The 16,976-nt window shown below is 68.0% G+C and carries 15 protein-coding genes; 5 read left to right on the top strand and 10 right to left on the bottom strand.

Annotation, left to right across the window (positions count from 1 at the left end; translation table 11 throughout):
- Positions 1 to 20 precede the first annotated feature (20 nt).
- Positions 21 to 2,087: a S9 family peptidase gene (locus tag AC1DZV_RS01030; RefSeq protein WP_476949571.1), complete on the top strand. Its 2,067-nt coding sequence runs from the start codon at positions 21 to 23 to the stop codon at positions 2,085 to 2,087.
- A 33-nt stretch (positions 2,088 to 2,120) separates the two neighbouring features.
- On the opposite strand, the gene AC1DZV_RS01025 is transcribed toward AC1DZV_RS01030, so the two are convergent.
- The 5 genes from AC1DZV_RS01025 to AC1DZV_RS01005 are packed head-to-tail and all read right to left on the bottom strand — an operon-like array spanning position 2,121 to position 7,001.
- The gene (locus AC1DZV_RS01025; RefSeq protein ID WP_476949570.1) at positions 2,121 to 2,792 is read right to left on the bottom strand and encodes a peptide deformylase; all 672 of its coding nucleotides are present in this window, start codon (positions 2,790 to 2,792) and stop codon (positions 2,121 to 2,123) included.
- 9 nt (positions 2,793 to 2,801) lie between these two features.
- Complete coding sequence (locus AC1DZV_RS01020; protein ID WP_476949569.1) at positions 2,802 to 3,752, bottom strand: hypothetical protein; 951 nt, start codon at positions 3,750 to 3,752, stop codon at positions 2,802 to 2,804.
- A 42-nt stretch (positions 3,753 to 3,794) separates the two neighbouring features.
- Positions 3,795 to 4,988 (bottom strand): FAD-dependent oxidoreductase, encoded by a 1,194-nt coding sequence (locus tag AC1DZV_RS01015; RefSeq protein WP_476949568.1) that lies wholly within the window; start codon positions 4,986 to 4,988, stop codon positions 3,795 to 3,797.
- Entirely contained in the window at positions 4,981 to 5,715 is a 735-nt protein-coding gene (locus AC1DZV_RS01010; RefSeq protein WP_476949567.1) for a class I SAM-dependent methyltransferase, read from the bottom strand. The genes AC1DZV_RS01015 and AC1DZV_RS01010 overlap by 8 nt, the downstream gene beginning before the upstream one ends.
- 38 nt (positions 5,716 to 5,753) lie before the next feature.
- The gene (locus tag AC1DZV_RS01005; RefSeq protein ID WP_476949566.1) at positions 5,754 to 7,001 is read right to left on the bottom strand and encodes a type III polyketide synthase; all 1,248 of its coding nucleotides are present in this window, start codon (positions 6,999 to 7,001) and stop codon (positions 5,754 to 5,756) included.
- A 104-nt stretch (positions 7,002 to 7,105) separates the two neighbouring features.
- On the opposite strand from AC1DZV_RS01005, the gene AC1DZV_RS01000 reads away from it, so the two are divergent.
- The 4 genes from AC1DZV_RS01000 to AC1DZV_RS00985 all read left to right on the top strand — a co-directional run bounded on the left by AC1DZV_RS01000 (position 7,106) and on the right by AC1DZV_RS00985 (position 11,185).
- Entirely contained in the window at positions 7,106 to 7,555 is a 450-nt protein-coding gene (locus AC1DZV_RS01000) for a helix-turn-helix transcriptional regulator (protein ID WP_223916339.1), read from the top strand.
- Positions 7,552 to 7,971 (top strand): VOC family protein, encoded by a 420-nt coding sequence (locus AC1DZV_RS00995; protein ID WP_476949564.1) that lies wholly within the window; start codon positions 7,552 to 7,554, stop codon positions 7,969 to 7,971. The genes AC1DZV_RS01000 and AC1DZV_RS00995 overlap by 4 nt, the downstream gene beginning before the upstream one ends.
- A 104-nt stretch (positions 7,972 to 8,075) precedes the next feature.
- Positions 8,076 to 10,490: an ATP-binding cassette domain-containing protein gene (locus tag AC1DZV_RS00990; RefSeq protein ID WP_476949563.1), complete on the top strand. Its 2,415-nt coding sequence runs from the start codon at positions 8,076 to 8,078 to the stop codon at positions 10,488 to 10,490.
- 35 nt (positions 10,491 to 10,525) lie between these two features.
- Entirely contained in the window at positions 10,526 to 11,185 is a 660-nt protein-coding gene (locus AC1DZV_RS00985) for a TetR/AcrR family transcriptional regulator (RefSeq protein ID WP_476952724.1), read from the top strand.
- Here the strand turns inward: AC1DZV_RS00985 and AC1DZV_RS00980 are convergent.
- From AC1DZV_RS00980 to AC1DZV_RS00960, 5 genes are all read right to left on the bottom strand, one after another.
- Positions 11,133 to 12,887, bottom strand: coding sequence for a CocE/NonD family hydrolase (locus tag AC1DZV_RS00980; RefSeq protein WP_028276327.1), 1,755 nt, complete (start codon positions 12,885 to 12,887; stop codon positions 11,133 to 11,135). The two genes, AC1DZV_RS00985 and AC1DZV_RS00980, sit on opposite strands and share 53 nt — an antisense overlap.
- Positions 12,880 to 13,848, bottom strand: a complete 969-nt coding sequence (locus AC1DZV_RS00975) for an MBL fold metallo-hydrolase (protein ID WP_476949562.1) — start codon at positions 13,846 to 13,848, stop codon at positions 12,880 to 12,882. Before AC1DZV_RS00975 ends, AC1DZV_RS00980 begins: the two co-directional genes overlap by 8 nt.
- On the bottom strand, positions 13,845 to 14,777 hold the full coding sequence (locus AC1DZV_RS00970) for an alpha/beta hydrolase (protein WP_476949561.1): 933 nt from the start codon (positions 14,775 to 14,777) through the stop codon (positions 13,845 to 13,847). The genes AC1DZV_RS00975 and AC1DZV_RS00970 overlap by 4 nt, the downstream gene beginning before the upstream one ends.
- A gap of 3 nt (positions 14,778 to 14,780) precedes the next feature.
- Positions 14,781 to 15,923, bottom strand: a complete 1,143-nt coding sequence (locus AC1DZV_RS00965; protein WP_476945160.1) for an FAD-dependent monooxygenase — start codon at positions 15,921 to 15,923, stop codon at positions 14,781 to 14,783.
- Between the two features lie 79 nt (positions 15,924 to 16,002).
- Positions 16,003 to 16,956: a phosphotriesterase family protein gene (locus AC1DZV_RS00960; protein ID WP_476949560.1), complete on the bottom strand. Its 954-nt coding sequence runs from the start codon at positions 16,954 to 16,956 to the stop codon at positions 16,003 to 16,005.
- Positions 16,957 to 16,976: the final 20 nt, after the last annotated feature.

The raw sequence follows: 16,976 nt of genomic DNA, 5'->3' as shown, positions 1-16,976 counted from the left end.
CACGGGCTAGGCTCGCAATCGTGAAATCTGAACATCTTCCGCTGCTCAATTCCGTGTCCGCCCCTGCCGTGCACCCCGACGGTTCCCGCGCCGTGGTCTCCGTGCTCCGCCCGGACTTCGATGCCGATGCCTACGTGGGCCAGCTGTGGACCGTGCCCCTGGGTCAGGACCTGGCCCACCCGGACTTCAACGACCCGGACCAGAGGCCACGCCGGCTGACCCGGGGCTTCCGCGACACGGCACCGGACTTTTCACCTGACGGCCGTGCCCTTGGGTTCCTGCGTGCGGCAGCGGACGGAAAGCCGCAGCTGTTCGTGGTGGAAGCCGCCGGCGGCGAACCCCAGCTGTTGACGGCGGCCCCACTGGGGGTCAGCTCCTTCACGTGGTCGCCTGATTCCCGCAGCATTCTCTTCAGCGCCAGGACGCCTGACGAGGGCAGGTATGGCAGCGTCGACGGCGTGAGCGGGGGCAGCGAGGACGCCCGGCTGATCACGGATTTCCAGTACCGGATGAACGGTGTTGGCTACACCGCCGACAAGCCGCTTCAGCTGTTCATCCTCGAGGTGCCGCAGCTTGACGCCGAACCGAAGGTGGCGCCGGCCGGACGCGCCCTGAAGGCCCGCGGCACCGCGGCCGATCCCGCGGAGAATGCTGCCGGGCTGCTGCCGGCCGCCAAACAACTCACCACCGCACCAGCGGACCACAACGGCGCCGGCTTCAGCGCCGACGGCACCATCTACTTCACCGCCGCCCTGCACGATGGGCGGGATACTGACCTCGTCAGTGGAATCTACGCGCTGCCTGTTACCGGAGGGCAGCCGCAGGCTGTGGTGCCGGCCAACGCCGGACGGCAGAGCATCAGCGCCGTGCGTCAATCCGCCGATGGGCAGTGGCTCTTCTTCCTGGCCCAGGACCTGGGCGCATCCGGGCTGGACTTCGTGGCCAGGAACACCGTCCTCTATGCGATGCCTGCCGCCGGCGGACACGCCACGGCGCTCAGCGATGCCGAGGCGCTGGACCTGTCCGGCGGCAGCCGGCTGGAGCTGCGCGGCGGCGCGGGCGCCCTGGTGCTGAACAATGCGCGGGGAACCGTGGAGCTGCACGAATTCGTTGCGACGGGCGGCCACACCGTCCTCCTGGAAGGCAACCGGGTGGTGACCGGCGCCGCGGAGGGTGGCGGAACGCTCGTGGTGAGTTTCAGCGATTCGACGACGGCCGGTGATGTTGCCGTCCTCGAGCCCGGGCAGGTGCGCCGCCTGACGGACTTCTCCGCCCAGCTGCGGAGCGTGGCGGGGATCAGCGAGCCGCAGGAACTGACATTGGCCTCGGCCGACGGGTACCCGGTCCATGGCTGGCTCGTGAAGCCGGCGGGCCCGGGACCGCACCCGGTGCTGCTGAACATCCATGGCGGCCCGTTTGCCCAGTTCGGGGTGGCGTTGTTCGACGAAGCGCAGGTCTATGCCGGGGCCGGTTACGCCGTGCTGATGTGTAATCCGCGGGGTTCGGCCGGTTACGGCCAGGCACATGGCCGGTCCATCAAGGAGCGGATGGGAACCGTGGACATGCAGGACGTCCTGGCGTTCCTGGACGGGGCCGTGGGGAAATTCGAGGATCTGGACGCCGCCAATGTCGGCATCATGGGCGGATCCTACGGCGGCTACCTGACGGCGTGGACCATCAGCCACGACCACCGTTTCCGGGCCGCCATAGTCGAGCGTGGTTTCCTGGACCCCGTGAGCTTCACCGGTTCTTCCGACATCGGCTGGTTCTTCGGTGGCGAATACACCGGCCCGGCGGCGGAGCAAATGGCGGCCCAGAGTCCCATGGCGCGCGTGCAGCACGTACGGACGCCGTCGCTGGTGATCCACAGCGAGGAGGACCTCCGGTGTCCCGTGGAGCAGGGCCAGCGGTACTTCACCGCCCTCAAGCAACAGGGGGTCGAGACCGGATTCCTGGTCTTCCCCGGCGAGAACCATGAGCTGTCCCGCTCCGGCACCCCGCACCACCGGAAGCAGCGGTTCGATGAAATCCTGAAGTGGTGGGCCCGCTACCTGCCGTCCGCATCGAATCCGGCGCCGCAGCCCTAGCCCTGGCCCTGGCCCTGGCCCTGGCCCGCAGGCTTAGTCCGCGGCCGGGTCCGGCAGGAACCCGAGTTCCTGCCGGGCGCGGCTGATGTCCGGCTGGGCCCAACGGGCGGAGTATTCGGCATTGTTGCTGATGGAGCGCAGCTCGGCCCGGTCCAGGAAGAGGATCCCTTGGAGGTGGTCGGTTTCATGCTGGACAATCCGGGCCTGCCAGCCGGAGAAAGTCTGCTGGAGTTTCGTGCCGTCCGGCGCCGTGAAATCGAGCTGGACTGATTCCGGCCGCACGACCGCCGCCTGCAGGCCGCCAATGGAGAGGCAGCCTTCGTAGAACGCCGCGGACTTCGCGCCCAGGGGACGATAGCTCGGGTTCAGCATGGCAAAGAACGGCAGCGCCTCCCGCCCGCGGACGGCAGCGACGTCGGGATCGACGTCGAACTGGTCCTCCAGGACAGCGATCTGCAGTGGAATCCCCAGCTGCGGGGCCGCCAGGCCCACGCCTGGGGCCTTGTGCATCACGCTGCGCATGAGGTCGATGAGGTGGCCGAGGTCGGCATCAGCCAACTGGCCATCGTACGGCGCCGCCACGTGCCGGAGCACCGGGTGTCCGGCCTGGACAATTGGCGGGAGGATGCCGGCGCTCAGGATCTCCTGGACGGTCTCGCTTATCCGGGCGGCGCTGTAGTCGGAGGGCCTGGCGTCAAAGGGCATGCCCTCAGACTACTGGCGCCCGCACGCCTTTGTAACAAAGTCGTAGATGCGGGCGCGAAGTTGGCTGCCGGCGTCGACCTTCACAATTCCCTCGCGGCCCGCCACCCTGACCTGCAGCGGCAGGAGTGTGCCCACCTTGTCTTCGGCCACTGCATGGGGATCGCAGCGGGAGGGCCTGATGCCGAGGCGCACTTGGGCCGGGGCACCGCCGGCGCGGACCGTCACCGACCGGGGCCACGGGGCTTGTGAGCCCTCCGCCAGCAGCGTGGTTTCCTCGATCCGGTCAATCACCAGTTCACCGGCGCCGGCGGCGCGCGGTTGCAGCAGCAGACGCACGACGGCGGTCTGACCGTCCGCGGCGACCTCGAGCCCGGGATCCAGCGCGATCGTGGCGACAGCCGAGGCTTCCCGGGCCAGGCACAGCTCCGAATTGTTCCGCGCCAGGACGCCGAACGGGTCTGTTGCCGGAGCCATGGCCGGGACCGGCACGGCACCTTCCGGCGTGGCCAGCCGCAGGGATACGTGGGCGTCGCCCGCAGCCCCGGAGGTGGCTCCCGGTCCGGCCGGGCTGCCGCAATCCGGGGCGGGCAACGGTGCCGGCAGGCTCTTGGGCTGTCCGGGCGGAAGCTCGATCCCGCCGGTGCGGGCGGACCAGATGATCGGGGCCGCGAAGAGAGGGCTGGTCAGTTCCGCGCCGAGGACCGTCAGGGCATGGCCGGTGGTGTTCGTGAGCTGGATTTCGATGATCTGCTTGCTGTAGTTGTCGCGGAACTGGCTGATTTCCGCGGTCACGGGGCCTGTGGGGATCGGGGTAGCCGACGCCGTCGCGCTTGCCGGGGAGGCGGTGCCGCCGGCGGTTCCGGAGCTGCATGACGCCGCCGCGCCGAGCAGCACCAAGGCGGCCGCTGCCCGCAACACCCAATACGATGCGGCGCCGCGCATCACGGGAAGTCCGTCCATGCGCACAGTCTATTCCGGGGCAAACCCGTACCAATGCGCTGCCTAATGCATCGTGAAACGGCGGGCGATCAGGGAATTCACCGGCGGAACCGCGGCGACGCCTGCGATGCCACGGTTCCGCAGCGCCAGGAGACGGTCCGTGAGGGGCCGGCCCAGGGCCATGTTTATTTCCGCCTGGCGTGCGGCCCTCGCCGCCGCCCGCAACCGGGTCCGCTCAAAGGTCCGGAGGCGATCCGCGACATCCTGGCCGCGCACGGCCGCCGAGACGATCGGTGCCAACGCCGCCGCATCCAGCCAGCCGAGGTTCATGCCCTGCCCGCCGATGGGGCTCACCTCGTGGGCCGCATCCCCGATCATCACCACCCGGCCGGCCACCATCCGGGGGGCCAGGCGCGTGCGGACGCCGAAGCGGCTGAGCATGCTGTTGGTCCCGGCGTCGATGGCGAGCCCCGTCCGTTCGCGCACGCAGCCCATGAGCCACCGGGCGTCGACGCCGGGAGCGCCGGCTGCTGGTCCGCCGGCTGCGGGTCCGTCGGCTGCTCGTCCGCCGGCCGCGGAGTCGCCGGTACCCAGCCGGACCACCCAGCGGCGGAGCTGGCCGGGCAAGGGGAACGACTCCACGATGCCGGCGCCGGAGAGGAACAGTGCCGCGTCCGGACCGAACCCGGTGCCGTCCGCGAAGTCACCCATCAGGTAACTGTCCGGGTACTCTTTCACGCGCACGTCGGCGCCCTGCAGCGCCCGCACCGTGGAACGCACGCCGTCGGCGGCAATGACCAGCGGCGCCGAATAGCGCAGGGTGCCACTCCTGGAGTCGGCTTCCACGCTGACCCGGCCGCGGTCGTCGGACAGTCCGGTGAGGCGGACGCCGCGGTGCAGGGCGCCGTCGCCGAGCTCGTTGACCCGCCGCTCCAGGTGCGCCTCAGTACGGGCCTGGGGCAGGGACAGGACGAACGGAAAGCGGTCCGAGACGCCGGCAAAAGACATCCGGGCGAGGCATTTTCCGCCGGCCATTGCCATACCTCGGCGGATCTGGACCCCCTCGGCAATCATGGCCTCGGCAACTCCGGTTCCCGCGAGCGCGGCCAGCGCCGGCGGATGGATGCCGATGGCGCGCGACTGCGGCTCCGGTGCGCCCCGCTGTTCCAGGACCTGAACATCCACGCCGTCCTGCAGCAGCAGCGCGGCCATGAACAGCCCCACCGGACCGGCACCGATGATCAGCACCTCAGCCACTGGCGCCGGGCCCTGACTGGTAGACGCCGCCGGGAGTGCCGTGCAGCAGCAGGTTCCGGAAGGGGGCGTGGCGGGCGACGGTCCAGCCCGGGGGAGCGGCGGCGGCCAGCTCCGCGGCGGTGTAGCTTCGGCGGATGGAGGTCAGCCCGTCCCGCCGGATGTAGGAGCCGGTGAGCACCCAGGAGCCGGCAGAGAACAGCGCGTAGGCGGCGGGGCTGCGGCGGATGTCGTTGTGGACCACCGTGCCGCGGGACAACCGGGCCGACTCGGCGAGAAACTCTTCCAGCCCGTCAAGGTGGTGCAGGACATGGTTGGACACCACGAGGTCGTACCGGTTGCCCTCTTCGAGCAGCTCCGCGCTGGCCGCCTGGCGGAACGTCACGTCCGCCGTCGCGTGGCGGGCGCGGGCGAACAGGATCGCCCGCGGATCCGGGTCAATAGCGGTGACCTCGAGACGCAGTCCGTCCCGGGCCGCCCACCGGGCCAACAGCACGGAAACGTCGCCCCCGCCGCACCCGATATCCAGCAGGGACGTGGCGGAAGCAGCGGACAGCCGGGGCCTGATCCGGGACCGGTAGATGCCGCGCCAGCCGGCGACGGCACGGTTGACGAGCGCAAACTGGGCATACGTGCGCTCCAGGCGGCCGGGGTCGCAGCCCGGCAGGTCCATTTCCTCGACGGCGTCGGATGCGCGGTCCCGCAGGAGGGCCGCCCGAAGGTGTTCCATGCCCCGCTTCGCGCTGAACGGTTTCAGCGTGGCCGCTTTCAGACCCGTACCGCTACGGACTGCGCCGGTTCAGCTGATTCCGCTGGTTCCGCCGCCGGCTCCTGCCGCGGAGCCGCGGCGGCCCGCGGGGCAGCCACCCGGGTGAAGAGCGCCGTCTCGACCGTCAGGCCCGGGCCGAAGGCCATGGAGCAGATCCGTTCCGCGCCCGGGCCGGCCCAGCCGTCGTCCGCGGCGGCGTCTGCTGCCGGCAGTTCGAGGATGTGCTTGAGGACGAACAGGACGGTGGCGCTGCTCATGTTGCCGAAGTTCCGGAGGGTTTCGCGGGCCGGGACCAGCTGCTCGTCGCTGAGCTCCAGCCGGGACTGGACCTTGTCCAGAATGCTCCGGCCGCCCGGGTGGATGCCCCAGTGCTCGATCTCCCGGTAGGGGAGCCCCTGCAGCGAGCCGTCGCGGGACAGCAGCGGTTCCAGCGCGCCAATGATGTGGTCGTCGATGATGTGCGGGACATAGTTGCCCAGCACCATCTCGAAGCCCTCGTCGCCGATGTTCCAGGCCATCGAGTCCTCCCCGACGGGCGTCAGGACGGTTTCGAAGTGGTCCAGCCGCAGCAGGGGCGCTTCCCCGGGGATGTCCCGCGCTGTGATGATGGCCGCGGCAGCGCCGTCGGCGAACAAGGCCGACCCCATGATGGTGTCCGGATCATTGGAGGTCCGGACGTGAAGGGAACAGAGTTCGGCGCAGACCACCAGCACCGTTGCCTCCGGATCCGCCTCGCAAAAGGACTTCGCCGCCCGCAGCGCCGGGAAGGCTGCATAGCAGCCCATAAAGCCGAGGTGGTACCGCTGGACAGCCGGATTCAGGCCGAGGGCCCGGACAATCTTGTAGTCCGGGCCGGGATTGAAGAATCCGGTGCAGGAAACCGTGATCAGGTGGGTGATGTCCCGCGCCTCGACGCCCGGGCAGGCATCGAGGGCTTTTTGGGCTGCTTCAATGAAAAGCTTGGTCGCCTCCGTGGCGAAGATGCCGTTCCGGGTTTTGGTGCTGGGGCTGAGCACCAAGCCGGTGGCGGGGTCGAAGAACTGGGGGTTTTCCGCCTGGCTGTCCGCGGTGAGTTCCTCCACCGCCGTGTGCCTGGTGTCGATGGCTGCGGAGTCAAAGCACGTGTTGACGAGCCGGGATCCGAGCCGGGTGAGGCCCGGCTGGGCGGCGAACACGGCCCTGGCCTCGGGCTGGACCAGGATGGTTGGCGGGACTGCAGTTTCCAGAGACCTCAGGTAGACCGTCATGGTTCATTCTCAGCGAGCCTGCCGCCAAAGACAATGGAACGGCCGGAGATTCAGGAACACCTCCGGGCTGGACAACTCCGGCACGACGTAGCACGATCGCACTTGTGACCAGCAAACCCGACCGGGCGCAGCGCTTGCGCGACCTCGCGCTGTTACGCCGCGTCCGCGACCGAATGGACCGGGAATACGCACAGCCGCTGGATGTCGAGGCCCTCGCCCGCGGCGCCCACATGTCCGCCGGGCACCTCAGCCGCGAGTTCCGCCTGGCGTACGGCGAGTCGCCGTACAGCTATCTCATGACACGGCGCATTGAACGCGCGATGGCCCTGCTGCGCCGCGGCGACCTGAGCGTCACCGAGGTCTGCTTTACGGTCGGCTGCTCGTCGCTGGGCACCTTCAGCACCCGCTTCACCGAACTGGTTGGCGTGCCGCCCAGCGTCTACCGGCGCGAGGCTGCGAGGGCAACCGCGGGGATGCCCTCCTGCGTCGCGAAACAGGTCACCAGACCGGTCAGGAATCGAGAAGTCCCGGCCCCCGAACCGCAACTAGCATGAAGTCCATGGACATCAACATTCACGCGAGTTTCCTCCCACACAACGATCCCGACGCCGCCCTGGCCTTCTACCGGGACACCCTCGGCTTCGAGGTCCGCAACGACGTCGGCTACGGCGGGATGCGCTGGATCACGGTCGGCCCGGCCGGCCAGCCGGACACATCAATCGTGCTGGAACCGCCGGCCGCCGATCCCGGCGTCACCGACGAAGAGCGCGGCACCATCGACGAGATGATGGCCAAGGGCACCTACGCGCGCATCCTCCTGGCCACCAAGGACGTCGACGCCACCTTCGAGCGGCTGCAGGCCAGCGGCGCCGAGGTGGTCCAGGAACCGACAGAGCAAGCCTACGGGGTGCGCGACTGCGCCTTCCGCGATCCCGCGGGCAACCTGATCCGCATCCAGCAGCCGCTCTAAGGTGGCCGCCGGCCAGCGCCGGACCAGCCGCCAGCTGGTTAGATAGAGCCAGTCGACGACGACGGGGACGCGTGGGGCTGCCCCGCCCAACAGATGGAGACACGATGAGCATTGCCACGAGCACGGACACGCAGCCGCCCGCGCTGCATGAAGCGGACAGCCACGACCTGATCCGCGTGCAGGGCGCACGGGAGAACAACCTCAAGGACATCAGCGTCGAGATCCCGAAGCGCCGCTTGACGGTGTTCACCGGCGTGTCCGGCTCGGGCAAGAGCTCGCTGGTGTTCGCCACCATCGCCGCCGAGTCGCAGCGGATGATCAACGAGACCTACAGTGCGTTTGTGCAGGGCTTCATGCCCAACCTGGCGCGGCCCGAGGTGGACCACCTCGAGGGCCTGACGACGGCGATCATCGTTGACCAGGAGCGGATGGGCGCCAACCCCCGATCCACCGTCGGCACCGCCACCGACGCGAACGCCATGCTCCGGATCCTCTTCAGCCGCCTGGGCATGCCCCGCATCGGGCCACCGACTGCCTTTTCCTTCAACGTCCCGACGCGCAAGGCGAGCGGGGTGATGAGTACCGAGAAAGCCGGCGGCCGGGTCGAGCGGAGCGTGGTGCGCGATGTGGTCTACCTGGGCGGCATGTGCGCACGCTGCGAGGGGATGGGCGCGGTTTCGGACTTCGACCTCACCGCGTTGTACGACGACAGCAAGTCGCTCAGCGAGGGTGCCCTGACGATCCCCGGCTACAGCATGGACGGCTGGTACGGCCGGATCTTCAGCGGCGCCGGCTTCGACATGGACAAGCCGATCGCGAAGTTCACCAAGAAGGAAATGCACGACCTCCTCTACAAGGAGCCCACCAAGATTAAGGTCGAGGGCATCAATCTGACCTACGAGGGCGTGATCCCGAAGATCCAGAAGTCGATGCTCTCCAAGGACGTCGACGCCATGCAGCCGCACATCCGGGCCTTCGTGGAACGCGCCATCACGTTCCAGACCTGCCCCGAGTGCGACGGCACCCGGCTGAGCCCGGAGGCCAGGTCCGCGAAGATCCAGGGCAAGAACATCGCGGACCTCTGCGAGATGCAGATCAGCGACCTCGCCGCATGGATCCGCGGGCTTGACGCTCCTTCCGTCGCACCCCTGCTGAAAGGCCTGCAGCACCTGCTCGACTCGTTCGCCGAAATCGGGCTGGGTTACCTCTCGCTGGACCGGCCGGCGGGCACCCTGTCCGGCGGCGAGGCCCAGCGCACCAAAATGATCCGGCACCTGGGCTCGTCCCTCACAGACATCACCTACGTCTTTGACGAGCCGACGATCGGCCTGCACCCGCATGACATCGAACGGATGAACCAGCTGCTGCTGCAGCTGCGGGACAAGGGCAACACCGTGCTCGTCGTCGAGCACAAGCCGGAGACCATCGCCATCGCCGACCACGTCATTGACCTTGGCCCCGGCGCGGGTACCGCGGGCGGCAGCGTGTGCTTCGAGGGAACCGTGGGAGGCCTGCGGGCGAGCGACACCATCACCGGGCGGCACCTCGACGACCGGGCCAGGTTGAAGGACTCCGTGCGCACGCCGTCCGGCACGCTCGAGGTGCGGGGCGCCTCGACGCACAACCTCAAGGATGTGGACGTCGACGTCCCGCTCGGCGTGCTCTGCGTCGTCACGGGTGTTGCAGGTTCGGGCAAGAGCTCGCTGATCCACGGTTCGGTGGACGGCCGGGACGGTGTGGTGGTGATCGACCAGGGCGCCATCAAGGGTTCGCGGCGCAGTAACCCTGCGACGTACACGGGCCTCCTCGAGCCGATCCGCAAGGCGTTCGCGAAGGCCAGCGGCGTGAAGCCGGCGCTGTTCAGCTCCAATTCGGAGGGTGCCTGCCCCACCTGCAACGGCGCGGGTGTCATCTTCACCGAGCTCGGTGTCATGGCCACGGTCGAATCCACGTGCGAGGACTGCGAGGGCCGGCGGTTCCAGGCAGCAGTTCTGGAGTACACGCTGGGTGGCCGGAATATTGCCGAGGTGCTGGCCATGTCGATGACCGAAGCCGCGGTGTTCTTCAGCGAAGGGGAGGCCCGCACCCCGGCGGCCCACAAGATCCTCGACCGGCTCGTCGACGTCGGGCTCGGCTACCTCACCCTGGGCCAGCCGCTCACCACGCTGTCCGGTGGCGAGCGGCAGCGCGTCAAGCTCGCCACCCAGATGGCGGAGAAGGGTGACGTCTACGTCCTCGACGAGCCCACCACCGGCCTGCATCTCGCCGACGTCCAGAACCTGTTGGGACTCCTGGACCGGCTCGTCGACTCCGGCAAATCGGTCATCGTCATCGAGCACCACCAGGCGGTCATGGCGCACGCCGACTGGATCATCGACCTTGGTCCCGGCGCCGGGCACGACGGCGGCCGGATCGTTTTCGAGGGCACGCCCGGCAGCCTTGTGGCCGCCCGCTCCACCCTCACCGGCGAGCACCTGGCGGCCTACGTCGGTTCAGTGGCTGAAAACGGCATCAAGTGAACGAATGCGGTGAATCGGGGGACTAATCTGGGGGCGTGGCAAGCATTCGAGACGCTCAAAAGCAGATGACCCGCCGGCTTTTCCTCGACAAGGGGCTGGAGCTTTTCGAGGAGAAAGGGTTCGCCGCCACCACGGTGGATGACATTTCCGCTGCCGTGGGCACCACCAGGGCAACCTTCTATTCGCATTTTCCGTCCAAAGCCCAGCTCATGCGCTCGCTCGTCGAGCGGTCCAACGAGATGCTGACGGAGGCCGATGTCCCGCCGCTGCATTCGGTGGTGGAGTCCGGGGACCGTGAGCTGATAAGGGTCTGGCTGGCCCGGAAATTTGACCAGTGGGCCGACATCCGCCCCTATGTGGTGGCGGCTCACCAGGCCGCGGCCAGCGAGCCGGACATCCAGGCGGCTTTGGACCAGTGGTTCGACACGGCGATCGATGACATGCAGGCGGGCCTCGACAGCGCCGGGCGTTTTGACCCGGCCAGCCGCCGGGTCCGGTGCGCGCTGGCCTTCGGCGAACTGGAGTTCTTTTCCCGGCGCTGGATGCGGCTCGGCTGGACCGTGGACCGCGATACTTCACTGGATCTGATGGTCGGGCGCAGCCTGTTGGCTGCGCCCCGGCGTTGTCAGCTGCCGCACGGCATCAGTGCGCCTGGACGTCCGCCGTCTGGCCATCCGCCGGCTGGCGGGAGGTGAACGGCAGGACCAGCCTGGACTGGTGGGCGGCGTCGCGGTAGATCTTGTGGGTGACGGGCCGGCCCACCGGCAGGTGGAAGGCGTCCGGCGGCAGCAGCGCGTTGTGCTCGTCGGCCAGCGGCTCCCCGTTGGAGAGCTCTGCGGTGAGCTTGTGGCCCGGCTTGAAGGTGTTCGCGAACGGATAGAGGCGCAGGACGTACTCCTCGATCGTCCCCGGCTCCACCGGCACAGTGCGGGTGTGCGGGTGGTGCGGGTTGCCCTCGGTGCTGCGGTCGTCAAGTTCGCGGTGCGAGGCCTTCAGGTATCCGCTGGTGATCAGCTGGCGCGCGCCGGTGGGCGCGTAGTCCCACAGGCGGAGGATGAAGTTGGTGTCCGGCTGGTCGATTTCGGCGAAGATGTGCGCGGCACCGGTGCCGATCATCTCCGTGTCCTCCTCGAAGGCAGGGGTGGACCAGCTGATGATCTCCACCTTGTCGGTCACTGTCAGCGGCGCCTGGTAGAAGCCGTCCGGGGCGGCGTACTCCGCGCCCATCAGCTCGGGCTCGGTCGACAGTTTGTGCCGCGGGCGCAGATAGAGGGACCTGTACTCGACGTCCTTCGGCGGCCACGCCTCCGCAGTCACCAGCTCACGCGAGCCCTCCACGAAGACGCTCACGGCCGGCTCGTCCATGACGCCGTTGTCGATGCCCTTGATCCAGTAGTCGTACCACCGGAACATCTTGTCGTGTTCTTCGATGAAGGGACGCGACTGCATAGGCGGGTACGGGCCGATGTCCAGCTTCTTGGGGCCCTTCAGCTCGTTGAACAGCTCAATCGTGCCGTCCATCGTCCAGCCGCGGCCCTGGTCGATCTGCAGGTAGACCGGGATGTCGATGTTCGGGGCCAGCGTGATGGGGTTGCGCTCCTCGTACCAGTCCCCGTCGAGCTCGTTCATCACAATGTCGAACCAGGCCTCGTGGTTCTTCGGGTAGTTCAGGACATGGACCAGGTTCGGCCAGGCGGCCACGTCGGGATCCTCGAGGCGCGCGGCGACGAGCTTCTTCAATTCCGCGGGGGAGTACTTCTCGATCATGCGGGACTTGACGTTGTCGGTGAACGCCCAGCCGGAGTCGCCGCCGCGGCCCTCGCGTGCGGCACGCGGCATGAACCACATGATGCCGCCGTGGTAGGTGGTCTCGTAGAAGTCGTAGTGGCCGCCGGAGACAAAGATCGCCTTCAGGTGCGGCGGCCGCTCGGCCGCTGCCAGCACCTGCATGGAGCCGAAATAGGAGATGCCGACCATCCCGACGTTGCCGTCGCACCACGGCTGCCCGGCGACCCACTCGATGAAGTCGTAGGCGTCCTGGCCAAGCGACACGCCACCGGCGTTGTAGTTGCCGATATGTTCGCCGCCGGAGTGGCCCGAGCCGCGCAGGTCGCCGATGACGTGGACGTAGTCCTCTTTGACGATGCGGGCGATGTCGCCGGCCTCGATGCAGCCGTCCCACATCGGGCTGGGGCGCCGCTGTGGCGGGGTTGTGAGGGCCAGCGCCTGCAATTCTTTGCCGTAGGGGCTCAGGGCCACGAGGGCGGGGCGCGGTTTGTCCCCGGTACCGTGATAGGCGTCCGCGGCGAGCTCGACGCCGTCCCGCATCGGGACCCGGAGGTCCTTGCGGACGGCGATTTTCTCTCCGCCGGCATCCAACATCTTCAGGTCATCCATGGGTGCGAAGCTCCTCATCTTTGGTCAGGCGGTCAAAGGCCGTGCGGTAGCCGTGGAGCGTCGTGAAGAACGGGGACGGCTCGAGGCTGGGGTCGCCCGCGTAGCCGAGTTCCGCGGCGACGCGGGCGAAGGGCGAGTATGGCGAGTACGTCTCCTGGAGGCCGTCGCGAAGGTACCGGCGGGCGGCGTCGTCGATTCGGGCCTCGAGGTCCAGGCTTTCCTGCAGGGCGTTCCGGGCCGCCTCACGGTCCAGTTCAACGCCGTACGGCACGCCGTCAGCGCCCCGGTACGGGTGGCCCAGGTACAGGTGTTGCGGGCGGACGACGTCGCGCAGGTACTGCAGGCTTGAGCGGTAGGCGGCCGGATCCTCGTAGCCGGGGAAGCCGTTGGCCGCTCCGTGGATCTGCACGGCGTCGCCGACGAAGACCGACTGCTGCCCGTCCACGACGTAGGCGACGGACCCGGCCGTGTGGCCGGGGATGTGGTGGACCGAGACGGTGACGTCCCCGCCCAGGGCGAGGGTCTCGCCGCCCTTAACCAGCATGGTCGGCTCCATCTCGCCGGAGATGACGTCGTTCGCGGCTTTCGTCTGCTCCTCGACGGCATTCGGATTGTCGATGTACTGCTGGCGCACGTCCACGTACTGGTCGACGTGCGCGCGCCGGGAGCGCAGCAGAGGCGCGTCGGCCTCGTGGATCACGACCTTTGCGCGCCGTCCGGTGAGTTCCCATAGGGCGTGCGCACCGCCGAGATGGTCGATGTGGCCGTGGGTCAGCAGGATCCAGCGCACATCCTCGATCCGGCGGCCGATCGCCTCCAGTGCCGGGACCATGCCTTCGGCAGGCGAAGACGCGATCCCGGTGTCGACAATGGCGGGCTCGGGAGCGTCGATGAAGAAGCTGTAGAGTCCGAACCGGCCCCACGGCGAGACCAGGGGATGAACAGCGACTGGCCCCGTCATTGCCCGGCCCCCGCGTTCAGGAAGTCGCCTGCCTCTTCGAAGGCACGGTAGAACTCCGGGATCCAGGAAAAGTTCTGGACGAAGCCGTGGTTGGCCCCCGCGTAGCGGCTGACGGTCGCCACGACGCCGGCCTCCGCCAGCCGCTGGCCGTAAAGTTCGCCCTCATCGCGCAGGGGGTCGTGCTCGGCGGTGATGATGAGCGCAGCCGGCAGGCCTGCGAGGTCATCGCGCTTGATGGGGGAGACGAGCGGGTCCGCCGGGTCCGCCCCGTTCTCAAGGTAAAAGGAGTTGAAAGGCTTGAGGCCCGCCGTCTCCAGTCCGAATCCTTCGGCGTTCTCCCGCAGCGAGGCGTAGCGGTCGACGTCGAAGTCCAGGTCCAGGGACGGGTAGAAGAGGACCTGATGCGTGATCCGGTCAAACCCGTCGTCGTGGGCTCTCGCGGCGACGGCGGCGACGAGGTTGCCGCCCGAACTGTCGCCGGCGATGGCGAGGTTCTTCCCGTCCCAGCCCAGGCTCGTACCCTGCTCGGCGGCCCAACGGACCACCCCGTAGCAGTCGTCGAGGCCGGCAGGGAAAGCGGCCTCAGGCGCCAGGCGGTAGCCGACAGAGATGACCTTATGACCGGTCTCCTTGGCCAGGGCCCGGGCAACGTGGTCGTGCGTGTCCAGGCTGCCGAGGAAGAACGCCCCGCCGTGGAGGTACACCAGAAGCCCATGAGCGTCGGCCCCGGCCGGCGTGTAGATCCGCACGGGCACCTCGCCCGGTGGCGTCACTGCGGTGGCGTCCTCGACGGAGTGCAGCGGCAGACGGTCCGCCAAGGCGGGAATTTGCGCGGCCTCGCCGGCGCGCATGGCCCCGGGGTTCAGCGGCGACCCGTCGGGCGCCGGCAGGGTGCTGAGGATCTTGGCAATTTCGGGATGGATGGTCATGGGTCAGGCCTTCGACTCTGCTGGTGCGTTGACGGCGGCGGGCTTCTGGGACGTGGGCTTTTGCCCCGGGAAGACGTCATTGACCTCGTCCTCGGTCCACCCTTGACGCGAGATGCGCTGCAGCTCGTCCGTTACCGGCTTGCGGGTTGCCTGGAACAGGGCCAGTGCATCCTTGACCGTGCCGGCCTCCGCCAAGGCATCGGCGAGCGCGCCGGCATCCTCGATGGCCGAGTTGGCGCCCTGGCCCTGGTGGTGCAGCATCGAGTGGGCCGCATCGCCCATGAGCACGACGGAGTCCGTGTGCCATGTGTCGACCGGGTCGATGTCGTAGACGGCGCGGATGTTGACGGTGTCCATGTCGAGGCCGCGGGCGATATTGACGATCCGCTCGTCGAAGCCCTCCACCGTCGCCACGAGGTCATCCTTCGTGATGGTGGGGGCCCAGGTGCTGTCCGGGCACAGTGCGGTGATATCGAAGGACATCTGGTTGCGGTGGCGCAGCGGCAGCAGGTAGACCTTCGTGCCCCTGCCCATGTACATCCGCAGGTTGTCGTCCACCACCATGCCGTGGGCGTCGTCGGCGGAGATCACAGCGCGGTAGGCGTGTTCGCCGGAGAACACCGGGCCCTTGCCGCTGAAGAGCTGCTCGCGCACGACTGACTTGATGCCGTCGGCGCCGACCACCAGGTCCGCCTCGACCGTCTTGCCGTTGGTGAAGGTCAGGACGGAGCGGCTGCCCTTGTCCTCGATGGTCTCCAGCTTGTGGCCAAGGTGCACCATGCCCTGCGGCAGCACGCTCAGGAGGGCATCGATGAAGTCGCCGCGGTGGATGAGGTGGGTCTGGCTCTGCTCGCCGAACTCAGGCCAGGTGTCCTTCATGATCGGCTCACCCGTGGCGGTGAGGATTTCGAAGTAGTCGCTCGGGGAGCTTACGTTCGCGATCGTGTCGAAGATGCCCCACTGGCTGAACCGGTGCATGGTGGCAGGACGCAGCCCGATGCCGGCGCCGACCTCCCGCATCTGGGATGCCTGTTCGTACACGCTGACGTCGGCACCGAGCAGGCTCAGGGCCTTGGCCGCCGCTGCGCCGCCGTACCCTGCGCCGACGATGGCGATCTTGAGGTTCTTGATGTCTTCAGCCTTCATGGTTTCATCTCTTTCTTGACTCTTTCTGGACCCGGGCCATGTGTGGCGGAACGGGCAAGTTGTGCTGGCCTGTCCGGGATCAGGCGTGAAGGGACAGGAACTCGGCCGGGTTGTCCTCAAGCAGGAGTTTGACCGTGGCGTCGTCGATGCCGGCCGCGCGCATGTCGGGGATCATGTCCTCGAAGATGTAGTTGATGGTGTGGCCCTTCACGCCCGGCCAGCCCAGCGGACTGCAGTTTGCGTCCGCCGAGACGAGGAGCTTGTCCGCATAGCCCTTGTTCACCAGGTTGACGAAGTGCTCCATGCGTTCGGCACGTTTGCGGCCCCAAAACGGCGGATCCGGCAGCTCGAGGTCGTAGCCGAACGTGTCGAAGCCGATGCGGCCGCCCTGCTCGTAGATCCAATCGTGCGGGGTGACCGGAGCGTTCAGGCCGTCGTCGGCGTGGCCGAAGAGCACGCGGTCCAGCGGGAGGCCCTCTTCGTTGAAGATGTTCACTGCCGGTTCCGGGTCGATGGCCAGATGAGTCAGGACCGGAGCGCCGGTGACGACGGCGGCGCGGGCCGCGGCCCGGTAAATGCGCTTGTCCAAGTCCGTCATGCGTCCGCCGCGGCTGACGCCGACCTTGATGACGCCGGCCTTGGCGCCCGTGTTGCCGATGCCGACGGTGATCTCGTGGATGAAGACCTCCGTGAGGTAGTCCACGCTCGCGCGGGAGAAGTGCGGCAGGGCGGTGTCGCCGCCGACGAAGCCGGTGCAGGCAACGATGTGCACGCCCGTCTTCCGGGACAGGGACTTGTAGTAGTCGACGTCGCGACCGTTGCAGATGCCCGTGGCGTCCACGAAGGTGCCGCCGCCGTATTCGCGGAACTTCCGCAGCTTCGGCACGGTTTCCTCGTAAGCCTGCTCCGGCGACTTCCACCATTTGGTGTCCAGTTCGGACCCGGGCATGCCGTAGCCGATGTGTTCGTGGACCGCCACGATTTCCAGTTCTTCGGCCGGGATGGTTCCCAGCACGGTGTTGACCTTGGTCATTCGTTCACCTCATGGTTTCG

It is taken from the genome of Arthrobacter sp. P1_D12 (assembly GCF_056406175.1).
Note: the sequence above shows the minus strand (reverse complement) of the source record. Positions and strands in the feature narration are given on the sequence as shown.

Excerpts from the sequence above, each read along its gene's own strand:
- AC1DZV_RS00970 (WP_476949561.1), bottom strand. The coding sequence starts at position 14,777 with ATGACCATCCATCCCGAAATTGCCAAGATCCTCAGCACCCTGCCGGCG.
- AC1DZV_RS00975 (WP_476949562.1), bottom strand. The coding sequence starts at position 13,848 with ATGACGGGGCCAGTCGCTGTTCATCCCCTGGTCTCGCCGTGGGGCCGG.
- AC1DZV_RS00990 (WP_476949563.1), top strand. The coding sequence starts at position 8,076 with ATGAGCATTGCCACGAGCACGGACACGCAGCCGCCCGCGCTGCATGAA.
- AC1DZV_RS00995 (WP_476949564.1), top strand. The coding sequence starts at position 7,552 with ATGAAGTCCATGGACATCAACATTCACGCGAGTTTCCTCCCACACAAC.
- AC1DZV_RS00965 (WP_476945160.1), bottom strand. The coding sequence starts at position 15,923 with ATGAAGGCTGAAGACATCAAGAACCTCAAGATCGCCATCGTCGGCGCA.
- AC1DZV_RS01025 (WP_476949570.1), bottom strand. The coding sequence starts at position 2,792 with ATGCCCTTTGACGCCAGGCCCTCCGACTACAGCGCCGCCCGGATAAGC.
- AC1DZV_RS01010 (WP_476949567.1), bottom strand. The coding sequence starts at position 5,715 with ATGGAACACCTTCGGGCGGCCCTCCTGCGGGACCGCGCATCCGACGCC.
- AC1DZV_RS00960 (WP_476949560.1), bottom strand. The coding sequence starts at position 16,956 with ATGACCAAGGTCAACACCGTGCTGGGAACCATCCCGGCCGAAGAACTG.
- AC1DZV_RS00980 (WP_028276327.1), bottom strand. The coding sequence starts at position 12,887 with ATGGATGACCTGAAGATGTTGGATGCCGGCGGAGAGAAAATCGCCGTC.
- AC1DZV_RS01005 (WP_476949566.1), bottom strand. The coding sequence starts at position 7,001 with ATGACGGTCTACCTGAGGTCTCTGGAAACTGCAGTCCCGCCAACCATC.
- AC1DZV_RS01020 (WP_476949569.1), bottom strand. The coding sequence starts at position 3,752 with ATGGACGGACTTCCCGTGATGCGCGGCGCCGCATCGTATTGGGTGTTG.